This is a genomic window from Paenibacillus sp. FSL W8-0426 (assembly GCF_037969725.1).
Classification (GTDB): Bacteria; Bacillota; Bacilli; order Paenibacillales; family Paenibacillaceae; genus Paenibacillus; species Paenibacillus hubeiensis.
Genome location: NZ_CP150203.1, coordinates 5385752 through 5409579, shown reverse-complemented (window position 1 = coordinate 5409579; position 23828 = coordinate 5385752). Strand labels below are relative to the sequence as shown.

Annotated in this window: 21 protein-coding genes; 17 read left to right on the top strand and 4 right to left on the bottom strand. The window is 52.5% G+C overall.

Annotated elements, in window-relative coordinates:
- The first annotated feature begins 106 nt into the window (after positions 1-106).
- The 8 genes from ruvX (at position 107) to MKY59_RS24370 (ending at position 9008) form a co-directional block, all read left to right on the top strand.
- Positions 107-523 (top strand): Holliday junction resolvase RuvX, encoded by a 417-nt coding sequence (gene ruvX, locus MKY59_RS24405; protein ID WP_236415475.1) that lies wholly within the window; start codon positions 107-109, stop codon positions 521-523.
- A 12-nt stretch (positions 524-535) separates the two neighbouring features.
- A complete protein-coding gene (locus MKY59_RS24400) occupies positions 536-835 on the top strand; it encodes a DUF1292 domain-containing protein (RefSeq protein ID WP_236415476.1) in 300 nt (99 codons plus the stop codon).
- On the top strand, positions 836-1150 hold the full coding sequence (locus MKY59_RS24395; protein WP_236415477.1) for a DUF1292 domain-containing protein: 315 nt from the start codon (positions 836-838) through the stop codon (positions 1148-1150). It begins immediately after the preceding gene.
- 75 nt (positions 1151-1225) lie between these two features.
- Positions 1226-2266 carry an endolytic transglycosylase MltG gene (mltG, locus tag MKY59_RS24390; protein WP_339274236.1) on the top strand — a complete coding sequence of 347 codons (1041 nt, stop codon included), beginning with the start codon at positions 1226-1228 and terminating at the stop codon, positions 2264-2266.
- A gap of 14 nt (positions 2267-2280) precedes the next feature.
- Positions 2281-3210: a peptidase U32 family protein gene (locus MKY59_RS24385; RefSeq protein WP_339274234.1), complete on the top strand. Its 930-nt coding sequence runs from the start codon at positions 2281-2283 to the stop codon at positions 3208-3210.
- A 17-nt stretch (positions 3211-3227) separates the two neighbouring features.
- A complete protein-coding gene (locus tag MKY59_RS24380) occupies positions 3228-4556 on the top strand; it encodes a U32 family peptidase (RefSeq protein ID WP_236415480.1) in 1329 nt (442 codons plus the stop codon).
- Positions 4557-4793: 237 nt separating this feature from the next.
- Positions 4794-7070, top strand: a complete 2277-nt coding sequence (locus tag MKY59_RS24375; protein WP_339274231.1) for a methyl-accepting chemotaxis protein — start codon at positions 4794-4796, stop codon at positions 7068-7070.
- A 123-nt stretch (positions 7071-7193) separates the two neighbouring features.
- On the top strand, positions 7194-9008 hold the full coding sequence (locus MKY59_RS24370) for a penicillin-binding transpeptidase domain-containing protein (RefSeq protein ID WP_339274229.1): 1815 nt from the start codon (positions 7194-7196) through the stop codon (positions 9006-9008).
- Here MKY59_RS24370 and MKY59_RS24365 read toward each other — a convergent pair.
- Complete coding sequence (locus MKY59_RS24365) at positions 8984-10189, bottom strand: AI-2E family transporter (RefSeq protein ID WP_339274227.1); 1206 nt, start codon at positions 10187-10189, stop codon at positions 8984-8986. The genes MKY59_RS24370 and MKY59_RS24365 overlap by 25 nt on opposite strands.
- 165 nt (positions 10190-10354) lie before the next feature.
- Between MKY59_RS24365 and MKY59_RS24360 the strand changes: the two genes are divergently transcribed.
- The gene (locus tag MKY59_RS24360; protein ID WP_236415484.1) at positions 10355-11761 is read left to right on the top strand and encodes a polysaccharide deacetylase family protein; all 1407 of its coding nucleotides are present in this window, start codon (positions 10355-10357) and stop codon (positions 11759-11761) included.
- A 118-nt stretch (positions 11762-11879) separates the two neighbouring features.
- Here the strand turns inward: MKY59_RS24360 and ilvD are convergent, their stop codons facing one another.
- Both ilvD and MKY59_RS24350 read right to left on the bottom strand, forming a co-directional pair.
- Positions 11880-13565: a dihydroxy-acid dehydratase gene (gene ilvD / locus MKY59_RS24355; protein WP_236415485.1), complete on the bottom strand. Its 1686-nt coding sequence runs from the start codon at positions 13563-13565 to the stop codon at positions 11880-11882.
- A 354-nt stretch (positions 13566-13919) separates the two neighbouring features.
- On the bottom strand, positions 13920-14960 hold the full coding sequence (locus MKY59_RS24350) for a fucose 4-O-acetylase (RefSeq protein ID WP_339274225.1): 1041 nt from the start codon (positions 14958-14960) through the stop codon (positions 13920-13922).
- A 221-nt stretch (positions 14961-15181) separates the two neighbouring features.
- On the opposite strand from MKY59_RS24350, the gene MKY59_RS24345 reads away from it, so the two are divergent.
- The 6 genes from MKY59_RS24345 to mgrA all read left to right on the top strand — a co-directional run bounded on the left by MKY59_RS24345 (position 15182) and on the right by mgrA (position 20430).
- On the top strand, positions 15182-16147 hold the full coding sequence (locus MKY59_RS24345) for a sugar kinase (protein WP_236415489.1): 966 nt from the start codon (positions 15182-15184) through the stop codon (positions 16145-16147).
- 88 nt (positions 16148-16235) lie between these two features.
- Complete coding sequence (locus MKY59_RS24340) at positions 16236-16901, top strand: bifunctional 2-keto-4-hydroxyglutarate aldolase/2-keto-3-deoxy-6-phosphogluconate aldolase (RefSeq protein WP_236415491.1); 666 nt, start codon at positions 16236-16238, stop codon at positions 16899-16901.
- 93 nt (positions 16902-16994) lie between these two features.
- A complete protein-coding gene (locus MKY59_RS24335) occupies positions 16995-17759 on the top strand; it encodes an alpha/beta fold hydrolase (protein WP_339274223.1) in 765 nt (254 codons plus the stop codon).
- 28 nt (positions 17760-17787) lie between these two features.
- Positions 17788-18561 carry an HAD-IA family hydrolase gene (locus MKY59_RS24330; RefSeq protein ID WP_339274221.1) on the top strand — a complete coding sequence of 258 codons (774 nt, stop codon included), beginning with the start codon at positions 17788-17790 and terminating at the stop codon, positions 18559-18561.
- A 30-nt stretch (positions 18562-18591) separates the two neighbouring features.
- The gene (locus MKY59_RS24325; protein ID WP_236415494.1) at positions 18592-19332 is read left to right on the top strand and encodes an NAD-dependent protein deacylase; all 741 of its coding nucleotides are present in this window, start codon (positions 18592-18594) and stop codon (positions 19330-19332) included.
- A gap of 81 nt (positions 19333-19413) precedes the next feature.
- Positions 19414-20430 carry an L-glyceraldehyde 3-phosphate reductase gene (mgrA, locus tag MKY59_RS24320; RefSeq protein WP_236415495.1) on the top strand — a complete coding sequence of 339 codons (1017 nt, stop codon included), beginning with the start codon at positions 19414-19416 and terminating at the stop codon, positions 20428-20430.
- A 99-nt stretch (positions 20431-20529) separates the two neighbouring features.
- Here mgrA and MKY59_RS24315 read toward each other — a convergent pair whose 3' ends face one another.
- Positions 20530-21474, bottom strand: coding sequence for an AraC family transcriptional regulator (locus tag MKY59_RS24315; RefSeq protein ID WP_339274219.1), 945 nt, complete (start codon positions 21472-21474; stop codon positions 20530-20532).
- 177 nt (positions 21475-21651) lie between these two features.
- Here MKY59_RS24315 and MKY59_RS24310 point away from each other — a divergent pair, with 177 nt between their 5' ends.
- Both MKY59_RS24310 and galE read left to right on the top strand, forming a co-directional pair.
- Positions 21652-22833, top strand: coding sequence for a galactokinase (locus MKY59_RS24310; RefSeq protein ID WP_339274217.1), 1182 nt, complete (start codon positions 21652-21654; stop codon positions 22831-22833).
- A gap of 1 nt (position 22834) precedes the next feature.
- Positions 22835-23824, top strand: a complete 990-nt coding sequence (gene galE, locus MKY59_RS24305) for a UDP-glucose 4-epimerase GalE (RefSeq protein WP_236415498.1) — start codon at positions 22835-22837, stop codon at positions 23822-23824.
- The last annotated feature ends 4 nt before the right edge of the window (positions 23825-23828 follow it).

Below are 23828 nucleotides of genomic sequence, written 5' to 3'. Positions count from 1 at the left end.
CATTGCATCCAAGCAGGCAGGAAGAGCATAACCGACAGAAGACAGCCTGGAGCTTGAGAAGGGAAGGCGTTTTCCCCTAAGCAGGCTTGAGGATGGGAGAGCATCGATGAAAATACTAGGTTTGGATTATGGGGACCGAAGAATCGGAGTTGCCGTCAGTGACGCCTTCGGTTGGACTGCCCAGGGATTGGAAGTGCTTGAACGCCGCCGTGATGAAGGCGAGTTTGGTCGAATTGCCGAGCTTGTGCGTGAGCACGAGATTGGTGAAATCGTCGTAGGGCTCCCCAAAAACATGAACGGCACCGTAGGGCCGCGTGGCGAACTTTGCATGGCGTTTGCCGAGCGCCTGCGTGGCGAATTGAATTTACCCGTTCACCTTTGGGATGAACGGCTGACAACGATGGCAGCAGAACGAACGCTGCTCGAAGCGGATGTCAGTCGCAAAAAACGCAAGCAGGTTGTAGATAAGATGGCTGCCAGCTTGATTTTGCAAAACTATTTGGATGCAAACAGTACAAGGTGAGGGGGATCAACAATGGCTGAAGATCGACTGGGTATGGAAGAAGAATCGGAGATTATTTACATCGCGGATGATGAGGGTAATGAAGAGGAATTCGAAGTCATCATGAAATTTGAGGTGGACGGTTCGGAGGCCAAGTACATGATGGTTGCTCCGGTTGAACCCGAAGATGGCGAAACGGATGTCTATGCATTCCGTTACGAAGAAGAGGGAGACGACATTAAACTTTTCGTGATCCAGGACGATGCCGAATGGGAAATCGTTGAGGAAACCTTTAATACATTTCTTGCAGAAGATGAAGAGGAAGCGAACTAAATGACAGAGTACAGCCGCAAAGACCTAAAATGGACAGATTCGCTGCGTTTGGCTTATGGTGCCCACGTTGAACTTGAAGAAGAGAACGGTAAATCGCATCCGTATGACTTGCTGGCTGAATTTGAGGTGAAGGGTCAGCAATATGCGGTGCTTCGCAGTTCACTGCGGCCATACGACGAGGTAGAGCTCTTGCGGGTTTTGCCTGCCAAAGAAGGCCAGGTCATGCCTGAACTGGTTACCATTGACGACGATGACGAGTGGGAGAACATTTCGGAGCTGTATGATGAATGCACACTTCCGATTGATGAAGATTGATCAGCTTCAAATTGTAGAAACCGAAAGGGCGGAGCAGTCCGCTCTTTTTGGTTGTGTAGAGGAGTTGTGTCTTTTTTGAAAGGAAAAGCGATTATAGTCATTCTGCTTATGATCATCATTGCCGCGGGAGGGGCCGGCACATATGCCTGGAGTTTGACACGCCCAGTCAAGGCTTCGGAAACGCCGATCACGCTGGAGATTAAGAGCGGTTCGGGAACTTCGGCCATTGCGGACCAACTGCAGCGGGAGGGGTTGATCCGGAGCTCGCTTGCATTTAAAGCCTATTTGAAATGGAAGAACCAGGGTTCAAATTTCATGGCAGGCACGTACGCGATGAATCCCGGCGTGACCTTTGATGAAATTATTAGCAAGCTCAGCAGCGGTGATGTTGTGCCCTCGGAAATGGTGAAATTCACCATTCCCGAGGGTTACACGATACTGCAAATGGCGGACAAGCTGTCCGAGGAGGGCATCGTGAACCGGGAAGAATTCATTACATTGGCCAATGAGCCGTCCGCATTCGACCTGGACCTCATCAAGGGTGCTCCTGTGGACGAAGAACTGCGTTACGTGTTGGAAGGATATCTTTTTCCCGAAACGTATGAGGTGAAAAAGGATAGCTCCACCCATGACGTCATGCAGCGCATGATGGAAGAGCTGGAGACCCGACTGCAGACGATTCCCGATCTGGAAGCGAAGCTGAAGGAGCGGGACTTGTCTCTGCATGAACTGTTGACCGTTGCCTCGCTCGTTGAACGGGAAGTTGTAGTGGACAAGGAACGTGCGCTTGTGGCCGGCGTGATCTATAACCGGATCAACCGGGACATGAAGCTGGAGATCGATGCGACGGTGCAATATTTGTTGGACAAACCGAAGGCAAGGCTGCTCTTTGCCGATCTGAAAGTTCAGAGTCCTTATAATACGTACCTGAACAAAGGACTGCCGCCGGGACCGATTGCGAGCCCAAGCTTGGCGTCCATTAAGGCGGCACTGGAACCGCAAGCTTCGGACTACTTGTTCTATGTGACCAAGAAAGACGGCTCCTCGGAGCATCTGTTTGCCAGAACGTACAAGGAACATCAGCAAAATATAGCCAAAAGTAAGGCTGCGCAATAAGCGGAGGGATGGAAATGAGTAACAGACATGAGCTGCTTGTCACGGCAGCCAATGTAAAGGAAGCGGAGGCTCTTCTTCAGGCCGGGGCGGATGCCCTGCTCATCGGAGACGATCGGTTCGGGATGCGCCTTGCGGGGAGCTTCAACCTCGAGGAAACGGCAGAGGTGGTTCACATCGCCGCCAAACACAATGCCCGTGTGGTTGTATCCATGAACAACCTGATGTCGAACGAGCTTTTGAAGGAAATTCCCGAATATGTGCAGGCTCTGGGGCAAATCGGCATTCATGCGGTGGAGTTTAACGATCCGTCCGTGCTCCGCGCCGTGCGCGAGCTTGCTCCGCACATCAAGCTGCATTGGAACGCCGAAATGACTTCCACAAACTATGCGACCTCCAACTATTGGGGAAGCAAAGGGGCTAGCCGTGTCGTCTTGGCACGCGAGCTGAACATGGATGAAATCACCGAGATGATGCCTTATTTGCAGGTGGAAGCCCAAGTGCAGGTTCACGGCATGACGAATATTTATCATTCGAAGCGCAGCCTGGTACAGAGCTACATGGCTCACCAAGGCCGTCCTGTGGAAGGGGATTTGGGCAAAGAAAGAGGCCTTTTCCTGATTGAGGCAGAGCGCCGCGATGAGAAATTCCCGATTTATGAAGATCTGAACGGTACACATATCATGAGTTCGGAAGATATCTGCATTTTGGAGGATTTGCATCTGCTGATGGAGGCGGGGGTGCATAGTTTCAAAATCGAAGGCATCCTCAAACCTCTCGCTTATAATGAAGCGGTCGTACGTGCCTATCGTGCGGCAATCGACAGCTATCAGGCTGATCCTGAAGGTTATGAATATCGGGATGAATGGCTGGAGCGGGTGCGTGAGCTGCAGGACCCCGAGCGGGAGTTGTCTTTTGGCTTTTTCTATAAGGAACAGGTGTATTAATGAAAGAGGTGAACGTTATGGAAGCAGTGGCGGTCAAACGCAAATTTTCAGGCAAACGGAACCGCCTGGACAAACCGGAGCTGCTCGCTCCGGCAGGGAATTTGGAAAAATTGAAATTCGCCATCCACTACGGCGCGGATGCGGTATACATCGGCGGTCAGGCCTACGGTCTGCGCTCCAACGCCGACAATTTCAGCTTCGAGGAAATGCGCGAAGGCGTGGAGTTCGCTAACAAATACGGTGCGAAGGTATTTGTGGCGACTAACATCTATGCGCATAACGAAGATATCGAGGGCATCGAGGAGTACCTGCAAAACCTGTACAACGCGGGCATTGCTGCCGTCATCGTGGCCGATCCGGCCATTATCGAAGTGGCTCAGCGGGCGGTTCCGGGCCTGGAGGTGCATTTGAGCACCCAGCAGTCGACGCTGAATTGGCAGGCGGTGAAGTTTTGGAAAGAGGAAGGATTGCCGCGTGTCGTCCTTGGGCGGGAAACCAGCTTTGAGGAAATCGAAGAAATCAAAGCCAACGTGGATATCGAGATTGAGGCATTCATCCATGGAGCGATGTGTTCTTCATATTCGGGACGCTGCGTATTGTCCAACCACTTTACGGATCGCGATTCCAACCGGGGCGGATGCTGCCAGTCTTGCCGCTGGAAATATGACCTGTTCGAGGATGCGCGCGAAGACGCGGTATGGGTTAGCGAAGAGGAGATGCAGATGAAATCGCCTGCGCCATTTAAGCTGGGTGAAAATCAACTGCCGCTCTTCCAGGAAAATGATAATGCATTCTCGATGGGGTCGAAGGATTTGTGCATGATCGGGCATATTCCCGAGTTGATCGATGTCGGCGTCGACAGCTTCAAAATTGAAGGACGCATGAAATCGATCCACTATGTGGCGACGGTCGTTAACGTATATCGGCAAGCGATTGACGCCTATATGGCTGATCCGGAAAACTACGTGCTGAAGCCGGAGTGGGTCGAAGAAATAAACAAGGCAGCCAATCGTCCGCTGAATACCGGCTTTTTCTATGATACGCCGGATCATGAGGATCATATCTATGAGCCGGAAGAAAAAGCGGTGCCTTATGATTTTGCCGGACTGGTTTTGGATTACGACGCCGCTACGGGCATCGCAACCATTCAGCAGCGCAATCATTTCAAACCTGGGCAAGAAATCGAATTTTTCGGTCCAGGGGGCACGTTTTTCAAACAGGTGGTCGGTGAGCTTCGCGACGAAGAGGGCAATGTTCTCGATGCGGCACGCCACCCGCTGCAGCCTGTCAAAATGAAGGTGGATCAGCCTGTATCCTATTTTGACATGATGAGAAAAAAGAAATAGGCTGTATTTCCTATGAATAAACAAAATAATGTTATAAAATAACAACATTGTGTTATAAATTGCGCTGAAAAGACCTCCGTATATCGGCAAACGGGGGTCTTTTTTTTATAGAAAAATAGGAAAAAAGTTGTAAAGAAATTTTACAAAAGGAGAGGGGAAAGGGGAAAGTTGTCGAATAAATAAACATTATAGGGGAGAGAAAAAATACAACAAGTAAAAACTGGCAGGTGAATGGGATTGGTCCAAAAGAAGCAGAAAGACAGCGGGGAACAATTAGGTAAATCGGTACAGGAGAAGAGGGAGAAGAACACAAAGACACCCAAAGAAAATATATTCAAGAAGGTGAAGCTGTTCAAAGGCAAGGCAACGGGTGATGGACAAAGCCCGAACGAAAAGCCTCTTAAATCAGGCTTGGGCAAGCTTCGCTTGAACAAGATCGAATGGAAACAGGTGGGGGGGACGACGTTTTCCCAGATCAAAAAAGCAAACCCGATCAAATCGGTGGGCGTGAAGCTGTTTTTGGTCTTTTTCACGGCCATTATGGTCTTTGTGGTAAGCTTGGGCCTATTGTCCTATTCCAAGGCAAAGGGCACGATTGAAGAAAACGCTTCACGGGCAAATCAGGAAACGATCGATCAGACCAAGGAGAAAATGGATATCATTCTGGAGCGGTTCGTGGATACGTCCACGCAGATTTTCTTTGATCCGGAAATGCAAAGTTTGCTGCAAAAAATGGGCGATAAAAATTTGTCGGCCTACGATAGTTTCATCAATTCAAGCTCCATCAATAAACAGTTGTCCAACGTTGCATTTACAAACAAATCCATGGAAGCGATTTATCTGGTGCCGACGGATGAAACGAAATCGACGATGGGCACGGGCGGCAACAGTTCCAGCGTGGCCAATATCCGCAATGAACCTTGGTATGCCGAGATTACCGAATCCGGCGGATATCGCTGGCTTCCAACGGAAGTTCCGGAAGACGGAGGCACACCAACGTTCCGCATCGCCCGTTCCATGAAAAACCTGCAGGGCTCCAGTTTGTCTTATGTACTCATCATCGAGCTGAAGCTGGAAGTGCTCGAAGAGCAGCTTAAATCGCTCAACCTGGGTGAAGGGGCCATTCTGCAGCTGATTGCTCCCGACAACAAAGTGGTGGCATCCAGCATTTCCGACCGAACTGGAAAGGAAACCGAATTATCCTTTGTGAAGGACCTGACCGAAAATACCGGAAGCGTTAATGCTTCTTATACGCTTGACGGAAAATCCACGGAAATGCTCGTTGTGTACAGCACGATGGACACCTCGGGTTGGAAACTGATCGGCATGGTGCCAACGTCCATGCTGGTCAAAGACGCCAAAGGCATTCTGACGACGACGCTGTGGATGGCTTTGGTTGACGCAGCCATTGCGGTTTTGATCGGCATGTGGATGGTACGCATGATTGCCCGTCCGCTCGCCAAATTAAAGGATTTGATGCAAGAAGGAGCGAAGGGAAATCTGAGAGTGCGAACACCATTCACTTCGCGTGATGAAATCGGCCAATTGTCGTCCGCCTTCAACCTCATGATGGAGCAGATTACCAATCTCGTCGAGCAAACCAACCGTTCGGCCCGCGAGGTATTGGATACCGCTACCGAATTGAGCAGCGCTTCGAAGAAAACGGCGATTTCCGCTTCGGAAATTGCTGTCGCCACGGAGGAGATTGCCGGCGGAGCGAGCAGTTTGGCTACTGAAGCCGAGCGTGGCAATGAATTGACCGATAACATTTCGACCCAGATGGCCAGCGTGATATCGGCTAACGAACAGATGGGGCAATCCGCTCGCCATGTTGAACAGTCCAGCGAGCAGGGAACGCGGCATTTGAATCAGCTCATGACCAAAACGCAGAAGACCGAAGAAATGATTGGCGCACTCGTCAAAAAGGTCGATTCCCTTAAAGATAGCACGTCGTCCGTGCTCAAAGTGCTTGAAGTACTGCAAAACATTACGAAGCAAACGAATATTTTGTCCTTGAATGCGACCATTGAGGCCGCCCGAGCCGGAGCGGCAGGCAGAGGATTCATGGTTGTGGCGGACGAGGTTCGCCAGCTTGCGGAGCAATCCAGAAAATCCATCGACATGGTCGGCGAGATTGCCGACAACATTATGAACGAGATGAATGCAACGGTGGAAGCACTGTCTGCCGCGTATCCTTTGTTCAAAGAGCAAATGGATGCCGTTAAAGACACCAACGTCATTTTTGACTCGGTTCAGCAGCAAATGGGTGCTTTCGTTGAACGTCTGGATTCCGTGACGGATTCCATCGAGGATTTGAATGAAGCTCAAACGACGTTGTCCGAAGCGATGAGCAACGTAAGCGCAGTGGCAGAACAATCTTCGGCGACGTCCGAAGAGGTTGCTTCACTGAGCAGCGAGCAGCAAAACATCAGCAACCAACTGGTGAAACTGTCCGAGAAGCTGGAGAACGTCTCCGCCGAACTTAAAGATACGTTGTCCCGGTTTACAGTCTAATGTGAGCTGTTAACCATTTCATTTCACGCCGTTCCGGCATCATCCGGAACGGTTTTTTTCTTTTCCGAATAATCCCAGTTTGGATGATGGATACTATCCCAAATGATGAGCAAGAGGCAGGGGATGATTATGGAACGGCAGCGGAGAATTTGGATCGGATGCATGATGTTGACGGGGTTGATCGCATTGCTTGTGCTCCGGCTCGGGTGGATTCAAACGATACAGGCCAATCGGGTCGTACCGGGCTTTCAACATACGCTGCGGGAAATGTCCGTATTGCAGCGGGAGCGCGGGGTTATGCTCGATTCGGGAAGGGGGCATTTCACGGATTTCCAAGGCAGGCCGATCACGGGAAATATGCATTGGGGGCTTGTGCTTTTTCCATCCCCCAACCCGTCGGGAAAGAAGGCTGCTGCTTCGGCAAACCATCTCGCCGCAGTGAAGTTGGCGAATATTTTGCATACCGCCCCTGAACAAATCTTAAGCGAATGGGAGCAAGGATATGCTCCCCATTTCTGGACGGCAGGCAAAAATGCTCCCGCCCCGTTAAATGAGCGGCAAATATTGCGCATTCGCCAATTGAAACCGGCCAACGCCGAGGTTTATCCGATGATGACGCGTTACGAAGGATTACAACGTTCAGGCATGCAGTGGCTCGGCTATTTGGCTGAACTGCCAAACGAGGCTGGAAAGCTGCAAGATCACCGGGATGAGATCAGGCAGCCTTTTGCTTTAAAACGAGGTGCAGCCGGACTGGAACGGACGTTGGAGCCGTTGTTGATGGGGGTCGGTCCCACGTTGTTGACCAGAATGGTGAATGGAGCGGGGGAAGCCATTCCAGAACTCGCTCCTCGCGTGATTGCACCCCATAACGGCCATTATCCGTTAAAAGTCGAAACGACCATCGATGTAGAAATGCAGCATAAACTGGAGCAGATGGCCGAGCGCTCCGGCATGAAAGAGGGGGCTGTTGTTGTATTGGATGCGGCGAACGCCGATGTACGCGCCATGGTGTCCATGCCGTTCTATAATGCTGCCCACGTCGATCCTGGGCAATCTTTCTGGGCCAATCGTGCCGTAAAGGAGGCTGCGCCCGGTTCCATCTTCAAAATCGTGACGGCGGCGGCAGCGCTTGAAACCCATGCCGTATCGGGCAAAGAGAAATTCCATTGCGAAGGCGATTGGGGGAAATATGGCCTTTCCTGCTGGAAAGAACACGGGCATGGTACGCTCAATCTGGAGCAAGGGTTTGCCCGGTCCTGCAACATCGTTTTTGCCGAGACGTCCGAACGACTCACGATGAAACAGCTTGAACGCACTGCGGATGAGCTTGGTTTGGCCCGAACAGTTGGGTGGGAACACAAGCAAATGGCAGGCATGCCGCTCTTGCGCCATTTTGACCACGAAGATGCGGGCAGGGTCAGTCTGCCGACGGTTGTCGCGGATGATGAGGGGGCTAGGGCACAAACGGCAATCGGGCAGCGAGACACTCGGGTTACCCCGCTCCAAGCGGCCAACCTGGTCGTGACATTGCTGCATGAAGGCGAAGTGAGAGCCCCGCGACTGGTCCAGCGCATTCGTTATGCCGATGGAGGAACCATGCTGGACATGCCCCTGCAAACGTCGCCGTCCCGCTTCGGGCGCATCTCCCCGTCGACGACGCATCGCCTGCTTACATGGATGGGCAAGGTAGTCAGCGATGGAACGGGAAAATCCCTGCAGCGCGCCAGATGGCATGTTGCAGGGAAGTCGGGCACCGCTCAGGTTGTTCGGAAGGGCGAGAAGTTGAATCATCAATGGTTTATCGGCTATGGGCCTGTGGAGCAACCGCGTTATGCCGTTGCCGTATTGGTTCAGCATGTGAAGCCAGGTGGTCGCCATCAAGCGACGGATTTGTTCCGTCAAGTGATGGATTATTTGTCCGAATCCTCTTCATGAGCTTGGGACGCTGCGGAGAACTCGGCTGGGTCACCCTCAGTCCCGGCTCTGGTTCCGCTCTCGTGAACAGGGGTGTCCATGACAAGAGGGGACGAATCGAACTCGTCTTTAGGCAGGTGAATCCATCGTTGAAGGTAGCCCTGCTGCAGCAGCTCTTTGAGCAGGATCAACAGCACCGGAGACAGGACCACCCCGGCTATGCCGAAAATCGAGAGCGAGATCAGCATGAAGGAAAGCATCAAATACGCGGAAGATACCCCGATGGAATTTCCGGATATTTTGGGCTCCAGCAGTTGGCGTGTCAGCATCGTCACGGCCAGCAATACGATTAACCCTATGGCTAGCGAACTGTCCCCCACTACGAAAAGATAGGCAATCCAGGGAATGAACACAACGGGCACGCCGAGCAGAGGCACAAGATCGACGACCGCGCATATAGCTGCAATGGTGAATGCGTTGTTCGTTCCCAGAATGAGCAGTCCAACGTAAATAATCACAAAGGTGATCAGCATCATGACGACCTGTGCCTTCAGGTAAGCACGAATCGTTTTGAAGACGTGGTTCCGCATGAAATCCGCGGCATTCTTTAACGTTTTTGGCGTCTTGGTTCGCGCAAAATTGCGCCAGGATTCAATCTCGATGCTAAGGAAAAAGGCCAAAATGATCGCAATTCCAAAATTGGTGATAAACGTGGAAAATGACGTCAAAAATCCGATAATGTACTGTGCACCGTTCGTGACCCAACCCGAGAGAAGGCCTGTCAGCGTAGCAAAGTAATCGTTGATTTTTTCCATGATCCCGTCGGGCAACGCATCAGACGTATCCTGCGTCCAGATGACAAGGCTGGTAAATTCTTTTTGAAGCATCGCGATGTACGTAGGGAAGCTGCCTTGCAGATTGGCAATTTGCGACACGATAATCAACCCGATCCCAAAAAAGGCAGCCACAATCAGGGCCAAAAATAACAATACCGAAATAGCAGAACCGGCAGCTTTGGGCAATCCCTTCCGGTGCAAGAACCTCGCCAAGGGTTCGATCATCCAATGTACAAGAAAGGAAAGGAATACCGGTGCGGCGAGCTGATATAATCGACTAAAACCGTACATGATAAAATACACTGTCAATATCAGAAGTGCGATGTCAAACACGGTTCGTCCATATTTTCGGTACAACGGAAGCATGGGCTTTACTCCTTTGTCATGTCGTTAATCCATTTATTGTACACGATAGCCTTGTTTTTGGAAATCGGCATTCAAGAAAAGTGTGAACTGTGATAAAATTAAAGGTGGTTTACTTTTCATAGTCATCATTTAGGCAATTCAGCATTAGAAGCGGGGAATTCAAGCATGACAAATTTACTTCAGAGCATTTTGCTGTGGCTTTTGTACATCTCAACGTTCTATGCCTTTATTCCGAGCCTGATCAGTCGCATCTTCGGTTTGCGGGTATTCAGGCGTGGCAAAAGCGATACGGATTTTTCCTTGACTTTCGATGACGGGCCAGATCCCGTTTATACGCCAAGGCTGCTTCGGCTGCTGAAACAATATGACGCCAAGGCAACGTTTTTTGTCGTAGGGGAGCATGCTGCCAATCATCCGCAGCTGATCCGGGATATTTATGAGGAGGGACATCTTCTCGGCATTCATAACTATATCCATAAAACCAATTGGTTAATGCGGCCTCGTACAGTTCAGGAACAGATTCGGCGTACCGGTCAGATCATTGAGGAGATTACCGGGGAAAAAACGTGTTTTTACCGTCCACCGTGGGGCATTATGAATTTGTTTGATTTCTTCAGCAAGAAGGATCGTCAGATCGTTCTATGGTCATCCATGTTCGAGGATTGGAAAAGCCGTGTAGGTGCCAAAAAGCTGACAGAACGCATGCTCAAGGAACTGCGCGCCGGTGAAGTCATGCTGCTGCATGATCGCGGCACGACATTCGGAGCGGACGCGAATGCTCCGGAACAGATGCTGCAGGCGCTTGAGGTCGTATTGCAGAAGGCGCAAAAGCAGGGACTGCGGAGCGTGCGCATCGATACGTTGATGAGAGGGGGGAAAGAAGTGGCGGTATCCCGAAATGGACAACAGGAGTCGGCCAAACCACTCACCTTATGGAAACGCGTGATCGTTGCTGCTTGGTTAGGTTGGGAGAAATTGTTCCACTGGGTTTACCATTTGCGGACGGCTTCGCCGAAGGACCCCATGCTTCATTATCGAACACGGGTGTATCATGGGGCACAGGTCGAGTTAGAAGGCGGAAAAAGGCTCCGCAATGGCGATCCGATGATCGAGCTGCATTTCGACAACAAAAAATTGTTCGAATTGGGCAGCACCTCTCGCTCCAGCATGCATTTAGCCATACGCATGATCCGTACGATGGAACAACAGCTTCCGGATCTGGCGCGCCAGATCGCGGCCGATCCCGAACTTTCATCCGCAAAAGCGTTGTATGGCGTGAGCATGATCAATCGCGGACCGGAGAAGTTTGGTTTTACGATTCGCGATTTGCCGCCAGGGCCGTTCAGTTCCGCCTCCAAAGTTTACCTCAAGCTATTGCTAAGCGTCATTCATCCTTCCGGTACAAAACGGCTGCGCGAGCGATCGGAAAAGCTTGTGCCCAAGTTGATTGTGATTCCCGTAGAAGACCTGCTGCAACGTTACGGCCAGACGGAATTTGTTGCAGCAAAGGCGAAGGAAACGGAAGAAGAGTTTGTTGCTCCCGAAAACGATATACTGGCAGAGCGGAGCTAATGCACGCTGCCCCTGCGCTCAACAGACGAAAAAGGCTGCCCTTCATTCTGATGAAGGAGCAGCCTTTGTTCGTTTCGGTGTGTTGTGAAGCGGACCCCTAAAGATCCGCTTCGCCCGATTAAATTTTCAATACACCGCCGTTGCTGGCGTTGGTTACGAGTTTGGAGTAACGGGCCAGGTAACCGGTTTTTACTTTCGGTTCAAAGCCTTTCCAGCCAGCGCGGCGAGTTTCGAATTCTTCGTCGCTGATGTGCAATTGGATCACGCGGTTATTCAGGTCAAGCTCGATGATGTCCCCATCCTCAACAAAGGCGATCGGACCGCCTTCAGCCGCTTCCGGAGAGATATGACCGATGCTGATGCCGCGGGATGCGCCGGAGAAGCGTCCATCCGTGATCAAGCCGACTTTGGCGCCGAGCCCCATACCAACGATTTGGGAGGTAGGAGCAAGCATCTCAGGCATGCCCGGGCCGCCTTTCGGTCCTTCGTAACGGATAACGACGACATGACCCTCTTTGACTTTGCCGTTGGCGATGCCATACAGTGCATCATCCTGGGAGTCGAAGCAGATTGCAGGGCCTTTGTGGTAGCCGCCAACCGACTTGTCAACCGCACCAACTTTGATGATGGCGCCTTGAGGGGCCAGGTTACCGAACAATACGGCCAAGCCGCCTTTTTCGGAATGGGGGTTATCCAGCGAATGAATCACGTTGTGATCCAGAATCGGCGAGTTTTCCACGTTTTCGCGGATCGTTTTGCCTGTTACGGTGATGCAGTCGGCGTGGATCGCACCCGGTTTTTTGAGCAGCTCGTTTAGCACGGCGCTTACGCCGCCCGCATTATGAACGTCTTCGATGTGAAGATCGGATGCAGGCGCAAGTTTGGCCAGATGCGGAACGCGGTTGGCTACTTCATTGATGCGTTCGATCGGGTATTCAAGACCCGCTTCGTGCGCCAGCGCCAGCGTATGCAGAACCGTATTCGTGGAACCGCCCATGGCCATATCCAGGGCAAACGCGTTGTCGATCGCTTCCAGCGTAACGATATCGCGAGGCTTGAGGTCCATTTTGATGAGTTCCATCAATTGTTTTGCAGACTGTTTAACGAACTCGCGGCGTTCAGGAGCTACCGCCAGGATGGTACCGTTGCCCGGCATAGCCAGACCCATCGCTTCGGCGAGGCAGTTCATGGAGTTGGCCGTGAACATACCTGAACAGGAGCCGCAGGTAGGACAACCGTACTGTTCGAGTTCCAGCAAACCTTTATCGTCGATTTTGCCGGCTTGATAAGCACCTACGCCTTCGAATACGGATGTCAGGGAGAGTGCTTTACCGTTGCTGTCGCGTCCGGCTTTCATCGGACCGCCGCTGACAAACACAGTAGGGATGTTGACGCGCAGTGCGCCCATCATCATGCCTGGCGTGATTTTGTCGCAGTTCGGAATACATACCATGCCATCGAACCAGTGAGCCGATACAACGGTCTCCAAGGAGTCCGCAATGATATCGCGGCTTGGCAGCGAGTAACGCATGCCGATGTGTCCCATCGCAATGCCGTCATCGACGCCGATGGTGTTGAATTCAAAAGGAACGCCGCCAGCTTCGCGGATGGCCTCCTTGACGATTTTACCGAATTCCTGCAGGTGAACGTGTCCTGGCACGATATCGATGTAAGAGTTACATACAGCAATGAACGGCTTGCCGAAATCCTCTTCTTTGACGCCCGCCGCGCGGAGCAAACTGCGGTGAGGTGCGCGGTCAAAACCTTTTTTGATCATATCGGAACGCATCTTCTTGGCTGACATGGTGTATTCCCCCCAAATATATATTGTGATCGAGCAACATGAATGGAAATAAAAAGGCAGTGCATCTGTCGTTTAATTTCATCTTGTACTCTAAAAAATAGACCGGTTTGGCCGGTATCAGGCTGCCATCGTTTAAACATTCCTTTGCTGCTTTAAACTCATGAAAAGCCCGGTTTTTCTATTGAGTCTATCACAATCGTCGTCATATTTCTACATTCAATAAGAAAGAAGCCGTCTGCCCAATTTACTGGAGCCCGGCTTCCTCTGGATGAAGCGAAGTGTTTCAAACATTGATGGGTGGAGCGCAAAAGCTTTAAACAGCTTCCTTCTTTGGGTTATCTTTTGCAGGCTGCATCAGGCCGAACGCTTGAATATGTGGTGCCGTTTCAATGAAAAACGAGTCAAATCCGGTTCGACCAAAGGACGAAACGTTTGCCGAACGGCCGGATGGGCGAGCGATACCGCAAACAGAAGAGCCGCCGCGATGACGACCGGAATATACAAGCTGCTCTCAATCTGTCCAAAGATGCCAGACCAGACGGCCAAGCGGACGATAAAGCCGTGCAGCAGAAATACGTACAGCGTTCTTCGGCCGAGCTCGGTCATTCTGGAGGTCATGAACGGTACCCACGCAAGAAAAACGGCGGCCGATACCACCTGCAGCCCGTAAATGCCAAGCCGGTAAAAACCTGCATACCATTCGCGGTGTCCGAGTTCCATATAAGTCATGTTGCCGATCAGCCAACCATGCGCCACCCGTGGTCCGCCAAGTAAGAGCCATATCAGCATACCGGCCGAAAATATGGCGGCGAAGCGTCGTCCCCAGCCTGAACGCAGACGGGAACGGATGCTGCTGCCGTAATCGTATCCTATAATGAAGAAAGGCAGGAATACAAAAGTGCGGCTGAAGCTAAGCCAAAATCCGTCCACAGGCATGTACCCGGCAAGAACGCCGAGCAGGATGGACGCCGTCAAGCGGTGCACGGGTTTCCATGACAGGGTGAGCCGCAGCAGGAGCCTCCAGCAGAAATGGCTTGCCAAAAACCATAACAGCAAATAGGGAGCAAAGAAGGAAAGCCGCATGTGCGGCGTATGGAATAACGTATAATCCATCAAGGAATACAACGATTGAAACAGGATATATTGCAATGCGATGTGCGCCAGCGTGCTGCGCCCGGAAGTTCCCCTTAAGGAAGGTTTGGCAAAATATCCGGTCACCCAGACGAACAAAGGCATATGAAATGTATAGATCCAAAAGAAGAGTGCTTCGGCTTCTGCAAAGCGGGCGACAAGCGGTTCCAGCGCGTTCCCCACAAGTACGCATACGATGAGCAGAAAGCGCAGGTTATAGAAAAAGGATTCTTGATCATCGCGAAGTCGAATTCCGCCATTCATGCTGTCGCCCCCCAGTTGACTCGTCATAAGCGAGTCTTTTGCATCTGTATTAAGGGTAATACGGAAGTTGTGTATTGATTGTGATATAATTCACAAGGGAAAGCGCTATCCATTCCATGAACTGTGACAACAAAATGAACGGCAGGGATTGACAACGGTTACATCGAACATGACAATGGTAAAAGAAGATGAGGATTGTAAATATAGGGAGGAAAGAGATCATGCCTGTTATTGCTTCAGGAAGTCCCGAAATCATTACTTTCGGCGAGAGTATGGGATTGTTGACGGCAAAGGATACGAGAGGGCTGGAATATGCGGCTTCGCTGGATAAATCGTTCGGCGGTGCGGAGAGCAATCTGGCGATCGGCGTATCCCGGCTTGGACATACAAGCGGCTGGTTTGGCCGCCTTGGCAAGGATCCGATCGGCCATATGATTTTGAAGGCGATCCGCGGCGAAGGCGTGGACGTTTCGAGAGCCCGCATGAGCGATGCGGAACCGACGGGTTTGATGATTCGTGAGAACGCTTCCGGCAAAGCTTCCGTCCACTATTATAGGAAGCTTTCCGCCGCCAGCGCAATGACGCCGGATGATCTTGACGCGGATTATATCGCCGGTGCCAAAATATTGCATGTTACCGGCATTACGGCCGCCATCAGCGCGTCGGGGCTGGAAACGGTGGAGGCAGCCATACATATCGCCAAACAGGCTGGCGTGAAGGTGAGCTTTGACCCGAATCTGCGCCTGAAGCTATGGTCGGCCGAGGAAGCCCGTCCCGTGCTGCTTCGGCTCGCCGAGCAGGCCGACTACTTTTTGCCGGGGCTGGACGAGATGAAACTGCTTTACGATGAAGATAGCGATGCCAAGGTGTTAGAACGACTGTCCGCCATGAATGCAATCTGCATCGTGAAGGGCGGACCCGATTTGACCTATGCATTGGTCAATGGTACCCTAACGGAAGTTCCGTACTTCAAGGCAGATCACGTGCTCGATACGGTGGGTGCGGGGGACGGTTTCTGTGCCGGATTTTTGACGGGCATCCTGAAAGGGTATACTCCCCAGGAAGCGACAAGACTGGGTAACCTGACCGGTTCCATGGTCATTCAGGCCGTGGGTGACTGGGAGGCTTTACCGACCTGGGATCAGGTGGAGGCCAAATTGAACAACGTGGCTCATGTTGAGCGTTAGTTGTTGCTGAAATCATGCATGTCTCATCTTCTTTTTTGAAAATGTAAGGGATGTACCGAACAACCACATGGACAAGGGAGAGAACGAAATGAAGAAGCTTCAGCTGCTGCAGAAAATTACGGAAAATGGCGTTGTCGCCGTATTGCGCGGCGATTCCGCCGATCAGGTCATTGCCATGGCCGAACAGGCCATCGCGGGCGGCATCAAGGTAATCGAGATTACGATGACGGTGCCTAGTGCCCTGAAAGCCATTGAGAAACTGAGCCGCATGTATCACTGGAATACACAGGATCCCGAAAAGTTTGCCATCATCGGGGCCGGGACTGTCCTTGAAGCCCAGACGGCGCGTGCAGCCATCATGGCTGGGGCCGAGTTTGTCGTTGGACCGTCCTTGAACCCCGAAACGGTGCAGATCTGCAACCTCTATCGCATCCCTATCTTGCCGGGGGTGATGACGATTGCCGATGTTCAGCGGGCGCTTGAGCTTGGCGTGGACATCGTGAAGCTGTTCCCAGGCAATCTGTACGACCCATCTATCATCAAAACGATGAAAGGCCCGATGCCGCAGGCGAATTTCATGCCAACCGGCGGTGTTTCGCTTTCCAACCTGGGAGACTGGATCAAAGGGGGAGCGGTGGCCGTGGGCATCGGGTCCGACCTGACCAGCGAAGCGGTCAAAACGGGAGATTTGAGCCATGTGCGGCGGAAGGCGGAACAATACATGGACGCTTATCGCAAGGCCAAGGCCGAATAGAACGGAAATATGCGAAGACGAGGGCCATGCGGAAGCTTTGGCTCTTGTCTCGCGGAACCCGGTACCAGCGATAGCGGAGAAAGGTGATTGTCGTTGGCAAAAAATTATAATACAGGGCGCAAAAGAAGAGGCGTCGGCAAATTTTTGCTGGTGCTTTTGGCGCTTGTCGTCATTGGTTGCGGATATGTCGGTTGGAAGCTGTTGACCCCTTACGGGCCGCAGGAGCTGGCTGGCAAAGCTATGGAAACCTCGGAGCAGGTTACCGTCAGCGAACAGGAAAAGTGGATTGATTTCGCTCCTGCAAAATCCATAGGAGTCAGCGTCATCTTTTATCCTGGCGGTTTGGTCAAACCGGAGAGTTATGCCCCGCTGGCTCGCGGGCTTGCCGAGATGGGACATCACACCATTATTGCCAAGATGCCTGTTAACCTGGCGGTACTGAAGCAGAACTTGGCGGATGACATTCGAAATGCATACCCGGAAGAACAATTCGTTATGGGCGGTCATTCGTTGGGCGGCTCGATGGCTGCGAGGTATGCTGCGTCTCATCCGGACGCGTTGAAAGGCATATTTTTTCTCGCCTCCTATCCTGATGAAAAAGGAAGCGTGAAATCGTTAGGCATGCCTGCTTTGTCCATTCTGGGTACGAAGGATGAGGTCGTCAATGCCGAAAAGTACCAAAAAGGCCGTTCATATTTGCCTGAAGATACCGTATATTACACGATTGAGGGAGGCAACCACTCGCAATTCGGCGATTACGGCCATCAGAGCGGAGACGGTGAAGCCGGCATCGATGTGCAGGAACAGCAGTCCCAGACCGTAAAAACAATCTCCGACTGGCTTCACGGCATCGAGTAATACATCCTTGTTTCCAGGAGGAATATCCATGGCAATACTTCAGGTGCAAGGCAGACAGATCGCCTGCGACGGCATTCTGTTCGACAAGGATGGCACGCTGCTGGAATTTTTGCAGTTATGGGGGCCGTGGGCCGAATCTTTGCTGAATCAGCTTGAACGGAAGCTGGAGCAGATGGGTGGCACGTTTACGCTGCCGAAGGAACAGGTCTTCGGTACGGTGCACGATCCGCATGGACGGATTGTGGGTTATGATCCGCAGGGCCCGCTGGCCATTGCCACCGTGGACGAAAGCACCGGTTTGCTGGCCGGGCAGCTCTATGCGGCGGGAATGGCGTGGAACGACGCGGTGACCGCAATCCGGAGCATGTCCACAGTAGCGATGTGCCATGTGCGGGAGAAGCGGCATGCCGAGCCTTTGCATGGGCTGCCCGCATTTGTCCGGAGCTGCATGGAAGCAGCGCTGCCGCTCGCCGTCGTCACCTCCGATAGCACGGCGGCAGCGGAAGAACATCTGGAATGGATGGGGCTGCGTCCTTTTTTTGCATCGATCGTGGGCTGCGACCGGGTGACCCTGGGCAAACCCGACGGAGAGTCGGCCTTGCTGGCTTGCCGTGAGCTGAACATTCGTCCGGAGTCTGCAGTAATCGTCGGCGACAGCAATGGCGACATGCAGATGGGGCGCAGCATAGGCGCTGCTTTGCTCATTGGCGTAAGTCCGCCAGGAGGCGAAGCGGCCCGGTTACGAGACGCCGATATCATGATTCGAGATTACGCTGAACTCAGCATCATCAAAGATGCCTGACGGAGCATCATCACATAAGGGGGAGAGAGGATGAACGCAACCGAGCAGCTCATTTCCTGGATTCGGGAAAGCGAGAAGATCGTTTTTTTTGGAGGGGCAGGAACTTCGACGGAAAGCGGAATTCCCGACTTTCGCTCCGCTGCAGGCCTATATCAGACGGAACAGCACTCCCCATATCCGCCGGAGGAGCTGCTGAGCCGCAGCTTTTTTGATCGGCATGCCGATATCTTCTTTGATTTCTACCGCAGCAAAATGCTTCATCCAAACGCAGAGCCGAACGGTTGCCACCGATTGCTTGCCCGTTTGGAGCAAGAAGGACGCCTGCAGGCCGTCATTACGCAAAACATCGACGGCCTGCATCAAAAAGCAGGCAGCCATACCGTGCTGGAACTGCACGGATCGGTCCACCGGAACTATTGCATGGACTGCAGACGTTTTCATACATTGGATCACATGATCGATTCTGCATCGATCGTGCCTCGCTGCACGGCTTGCGGCGGAATCGTCAAGCCGGACGTCGTGCTCTACGAGGAGCAGCTCGACCAATCGGTGTTGTTTGGGGCAGTCGATGCCATCTCTTCCGCGGATCTGCTGCTGGTTGGCGGAACGTCGCTGACCGTCCAGCCCGCCGCGCAGCTCATTACCTATTTTCGCGGAAAACATACGGTGCTGCTGAACGCAACGCCTACCGCCTACGATCATCGGGCCGATCTGTTGATTACCGATCCGATTGGTGAGGTAATGAATACTGTTGATCGGCTTCTCGGCTGACCGTGACATGTGTTGAATGACCGCATTTCTCGGCAGACAGCCGGCAAGGAAGCGGAACCTGGGGAAAGAAGGGATTCATTTATGGTCTATGTGGCAAGCGATGCACGCTACGAAACGATGAAATATAACCGTGTTGGACGTTCGGGTTTGAAGCTGCCGGCCATTTCGCTCGGGCTGTGGCATAATTTCGGCGGAATCAACAATGCGGAGAACGGCCGCAACATGATTACCCGGGCGTTTGACCTGGGCATCACCCATTTTGATTTGGCCAACAACTATGGCCCTCCCGCAGGTTCGGCGGAGCAGATGTTTGGACAGGTGCTGGCCCAGGACCTGAAGTCTTATCGGGATGAACTGGTCATTTCGACCAAAGCGGGGTATTACATGTGGCCAGGGCCTTACGGCGATTGGGGCTCCCGCAAATATCTGGTATCCAGCCTGGACCAAAGTTTGCGGCGCATGGGCCTGGATTATGTGGATATTTTTTATTCTCACCGCTTCGACCCGGACACACCGCTTGAGGAGACGATGGGAGCGCTTGACCATATCGTTCGATCCGGCAAAGCGCTATATGTCGGCATATCGAATTACCCGGCGGAGAAAACAAGGGAAGCGGCAGAAATTCTCAAAGGGCTCGGAACCCCGCTATTGATTCATCAACCGCGTTATTCCATGCTGGACCGCTGGATCGAGGATGGACTGCAGGATGTTCTGGAAGAGTATGGCGCAGGCAGCATTGCATTTTGCCCGCTGGAGCAAGGGGTGCTGACCAACAAATACCTCAACGGGATTCCGGAGGATTCCCGGGCCAAAGGGCCCTCGGTTTTCCTGAACGAAAACAACATTTCGCCGGAAACGCTGCGCAAGGTCCGGGCGCTGAACCAGATTGCGGCGGCGCGTGGACAGAGTCTGGCACAGTTTGCGCTGGCATGGGTGCTCCGCAACGGCAAAGTGACGTCCGCATTGATCGGCGCCAGCCGGCCGTCGCAGATCGAGGAGAATGTCGCGGCGCTCAGCCAGCCCGATTTCTCCGAGGAGGAACTGGAACGGATCGAATCGATCCTGCGGCCGGAGCATGGTGACCGCTCGAAAAAATAAAGGCGGCACAGGGCTCGCCCTACCGCTTAATGTGAATTTTCAAGAAAAAGGTGCAATTTCGGTTGATTCTGAACCGGGATTGCCCTTTTTTGCATTCCTTTATTTTTGTAAAGGCATGTCCCTCGAAAGAATGCGTTCCCGGTAGTGGCTCGGCGCTTCGCCGTGAAATCGCTTGAATTGTTTCGAAAAGTAGAGCGCATCCGGCAATCCAACCGAAGCCGAGACCTGTTCGATGGACAGATCCGGTCGTTCCCGCAGCAGCTGGCGCGATTTGTCGATGCGCAGCTTCAGCAGGTACGTCACGGGCGACAAGCCGGTTTCCTGTTTGAAAATGCGGGAAAGATAAGCGCGATTGTACCCCAGGCTGGCCGACATCTGTTCGATGGATACCGGATATGCATATTGCGTGGACATATATTGAATCATTTGTTTGACCGTGCGCCGAATGGAGGATTCCCCCGAGATGGGTGTCTCGTCCTGGGCCAGATGATTTTGGGCTTCGGCGAGGATCATGTACAGCATGCCAAGTGACGTAAAATGAGAGCTCTCCTTCCGCTCGGTGAATGTCGCCTGAATCCTGGCAAGCTGTTCTGCGACGCCGCAGGCCGTTCCGGCATGGAAAACGGATTTTTCTGGCCGGAATCCCGCATCATGCGTAAGTTTTGCTGCTTGTTTGCCGGTATAAGCCATCCAGCGGTACTGCCAAGGATCCCGCTCATCGGACTGGTAACTGACCAACTGGCCGGGATGAATGAGAAAACAGTCGCCTGCGGACAATTCGTAAGTATGAAGCTCGGTCTGGAAGGTTCCGGTTCCTTTTTCTACATAATGAAGCAGGAAGTAGTCGTATAGCTTGGGGCCAAGCGCATGCCCGGGCAGGGTTTCGCTCGCTCCGGCAAACAGGACATGCAATGTCCCTTGTTCATGGTACTTCGGATTGGAGGCGACCGAGTAGGTACGGGCACCGCTTTTGACCGAGAATTCCTGTTTCTTGTCAGCTGCTGCTTCCCGTACGGGTGGCGGATCATGGTGCTGTTTGACCATCCTGATGCTCCTTTTCATGTCTTTTTCCACTTTGATGATCGTGGCATACTCTTCTCATTATAGATATAAAGGTCACATTTATCCATATAGATCACACATGCATTCATTTCGATGGAGATCGCTTTCTTATATAATGAGCTTAGAAAAACAACAACATCGAGATGAGGTGCCGCATCAATGGACATCCAGCAATTGAAACAAAAGTTTATTGAAAGGTATGGAGAGAGCAAAGATGCCATTCGTGTATTCCACTCTCCGGGGCGCGTGAATCTGATCGGGGAACATATCGATTACAATGGCGGTTACGTTCTCCCGGCAGCGCTGGAATTCGGAACAACATTGATCATCCGGGAACGTCAGGACGACAAGCTGCAGCTGGCTTCGACGAATATGGAGTACGAAGGGCTGCTGGAGATTGCAACGATTGGCAAGGCGAAAACGGGAGAGTGGACGGATTACCCGGTCGGCGTCATGGTTGAACTGCAGGCCAAAGGCGTGAACGTCACCAGAGGATACGATTTTCTCTATCATGGCGAAATTCCGAATGGCGCGGGCCTCTCGTCCTCGGCTTCCCTCGAAGTGTTGACGGGATTCGCGATCCAGGCGCTGGAAGGGATCGAAAATATCGACACCGTACAGCTTGCCCTTCTTTCCCAAAAAGCGGAAAATGAATTTGTTGGCGTCAACTGCGGCATCATGGACCAGTTCGCCGTGGCGAACGGAGCCGAGGATCACGCGATTCTGTTGATGTGTGACACGCTTGAATACAAAAAGGTGCCTTTCCGTACCGGTGCATACAAGCTGATCATCGGCAATACCAACAAGCGCCGCGGTCTGGTGGACTCCGCGTATAACGAACGCCGTTCCCAGTGCGAGCAAGCGCTCGCGATTCTGAAGGAGCAGCGGCCGGAGCTCGGCTATCTGGCGCAGCTGACGCCGGAACAATTTGCAGAGCATGAAGGACACATCACGGACGAAAAGGTAAGACAGCGTGCACGGCACGTCGTTGAAGAAAACGCTCGCGTGCTTACATCCGTAGAGGCGCTGAGCAATAACGACCTTGAGACGTTCGGCCAGCTGATGAACGCATCGCATGAATCGCTGCGCGATCTGTACGAGGTCAGTTGCGAAGAGCTGGACGTTATGGTGGAAGAGGCAAGACGTATTCCGGGCACGCTTGGCGCGCGCATGACGGGCGCAGGATTTGGCGGATGTACAGTATCTTTAGTTCATGAAGATGATGCAGAACGTTTTGTGAAGGAAGTAGGAGCAGCGTACGAGTCTCGTACCGGACTAAAGGGCGAATTCTACGTTTGCGGTGTAGGCGACGGTGTCAAAGAATTGAAGGAGGCGAAGTAAGATGGCGATTTTGGTAACGGGTGGAGCAGGATATATTGGGTCTCATACAGTGGCGGCTTTGCTTGAGCGTGGAGAAGAAGTGGTTGTGCTTGACAACTTGCAGACAGGGCACCGGGAGGCGCTTCTGGGCGGTAAATTGTACGAGGGCGATTTGCGCGACAAAGAACTGTTGGCGAAGCTGTTCGCCGAAAATGAGATCGATGCGGTCATTCATTTTGCAGCAAACTCCCTGGTTGGCGAAAGCATGCAGAATCCGGTCAAGTACTACGACAATAACGTATTCGGTACGTTGTGCCTGCTGGAAGCGATGAACGCGGCGAACGTGCGCAAAATCGTCTTCTCGTCCACGGCGGCTACGTATGGCGAGCCGGAGAAGGTGCCGATCGAGGAAAGCGACCGCACCGAGCCAACGAACGTATATGGCGAAACCAAACTCATGATGGAACGCATGATGGCCTGGTTTGACAAGGTGCAGAATATCAAATACGTGTCCCTGCGTTACTTTAATGCAGCCGGGGCCCATGAAAGCGGCAAAATCGGCGAGGATCACCAGCCGGAAAGCCATCTGATCCCGCTGGTGCTGCAAACGGCGCTGAAGCAGCGCTCGCATATCGCGGTGTTTGGCGACGATTATCCGACGGAAGACGGCACTTGCATCCGCGACTATATCCACGTCAGTGATTTGGCCGACGCGCATCTGCGAGCGGTGGATTATTTGCGCAAGGGCGAGAACAGCAATGTGTTCAACTTGGGGAATGGCCAAGGCTTCTCCGTCAAACAAGTCATCGAAACGGCGAAAAAAGTAACCGGACTCGACATTCCGGTTGTGCAGGAGCCACGTCGCGCGGGTGACCCGGCTGTGCTGGTTGCTTCGTCCGCCAAAGCCAGATCGGTATTGGGATGGAACCCGACACGCTCGAAGCTGGAAGACGTCATTCAGAGCGCATGGGATTGGCATCAGTCTCACCCGCAAGGCTATGGAAACAACTAGGAGG

Bases quoted from the DNA above. Each gene is read 5' to 3' on its own strand.
- ruvX (WP_236415475.1), top strand. From the start codon at position 107: ATGAAAATACTAGGTTTGGATTATGGGGACCGAAGAATCGGAGTTGCC.
- MKY59_RS24400 (WP_236415476.1), top strand. From the start codon at position 536: ATGGCTGAAGATCGACTGGGTATGGAAGAAGAATCGGAGATTATTTAC.
- MKY59_RS24395 (WP_236415477.1), top strand. From the start codon at position 836: ATGACAGAGTACAGCCGCAAAGACCTAAAATGGACAGATTCGCTGCGT.
- MKY59_RS24385 (WP_339274234.1), top strand. From the start codon at position 2,281: ATGAGTAACAGACATGAGCTGCTTGTCACGGCAGCCAATGTAAAGGAA.
- MKY59_RS24380 (WP_236415480.1), top strand. From the start codon at position 3,228: ATGGAAGCAGTGGCGGTCAAACGCAAATTTTCAGGCAAACGGAACCGC.
- MKY59_RS24370 (WP_339274229.1), top strand. From the start codon at position 7,194: ATGATTATGGAACGGCAGCGGAGAATTTGGATCGGATGCATGATGTTG.
- MKY59_RS24365 (WP_339274227.1), bottom strand. From the start codon at position 10,189: ATGCTTCCGTTGTACCGAAAATATGGACGAACCGTGTTTGACATCGCA.
- MKY59_RS24360 (WP_236415484.1), top strand. From the start codon at position 10,355: ATGACAAATTTACTTCAGAGCATTTTGCTGTGGCTTTTGTACATCTCA.
- ilvD (WP_236415485.1), bottom strand. From the start codon at position 13,565: ATGTCAGCCAAGAAGATGCGTTCCGATATGATCAAAAAAGGTTTTGAC.
- MKY59_RS24350 (WP_339274225.1), bottom strand. From the start codon at position 14,960: ATGAATGGCGGAATTCGACTTCGCGATGATCAAGAATCCTTTTTCTAT.
- MKY59_RS24345 (WP_236415489.1), top strand. From the start codon at position 15,182: ATGCCTGTTATTGCTTCAGGAAGTCCCGAAATCATTACTTTCGGCGAG.
- MKY59_RS24340 (WP_236415491.1), top strand. From the start codon at position 16,236: ATGAAGAAGCTTCAGCTGCTGCAGAAAATTACGGAAAATGGCGTTGTC.
- MKY59_RS24330 (WP_339274221.1), top strand. From the start codon at position 17,788: ATGGCAATACTTCAGGTGCAAGGCAGACAGATCGCCTGCGACGGCATT.
- MKY59_RS24325 (WP_236415494.1), top strand. From the start codon at position 18,592: ATGAACGCAACCGAGCAGCTCATTTCCTGGATTCGGGAAAGCGAGAAG.
- mgrA (WP_236415495.1), top strand. From the start codon at position 19,414: ATGGTCTATGTGGCAAGCGATGCACGCTACGAAACGATGAAATATAAC.
- MKY59_RS24315 (WP_339274219.1), bottom strand. From the start codon at position 21,474: ATGGTCAAACAGCACCATGATCCGCCACCCGTACGGGAAGCAGCAGCT.
- MKY59_RS24310 (WP_339274217.1), top strand. From the start codon at position 21,652: ATGGACATCCAGCAATTGAAACAAAAGTTTATTGAAAGGTATGGAGAG.
- galE (WP_236415498.1), top strand. From the start codon at position 22,835: ATGGCGATTTTGGTAACGGGTGGAGCAGGATATATTGGGTCTCATACA.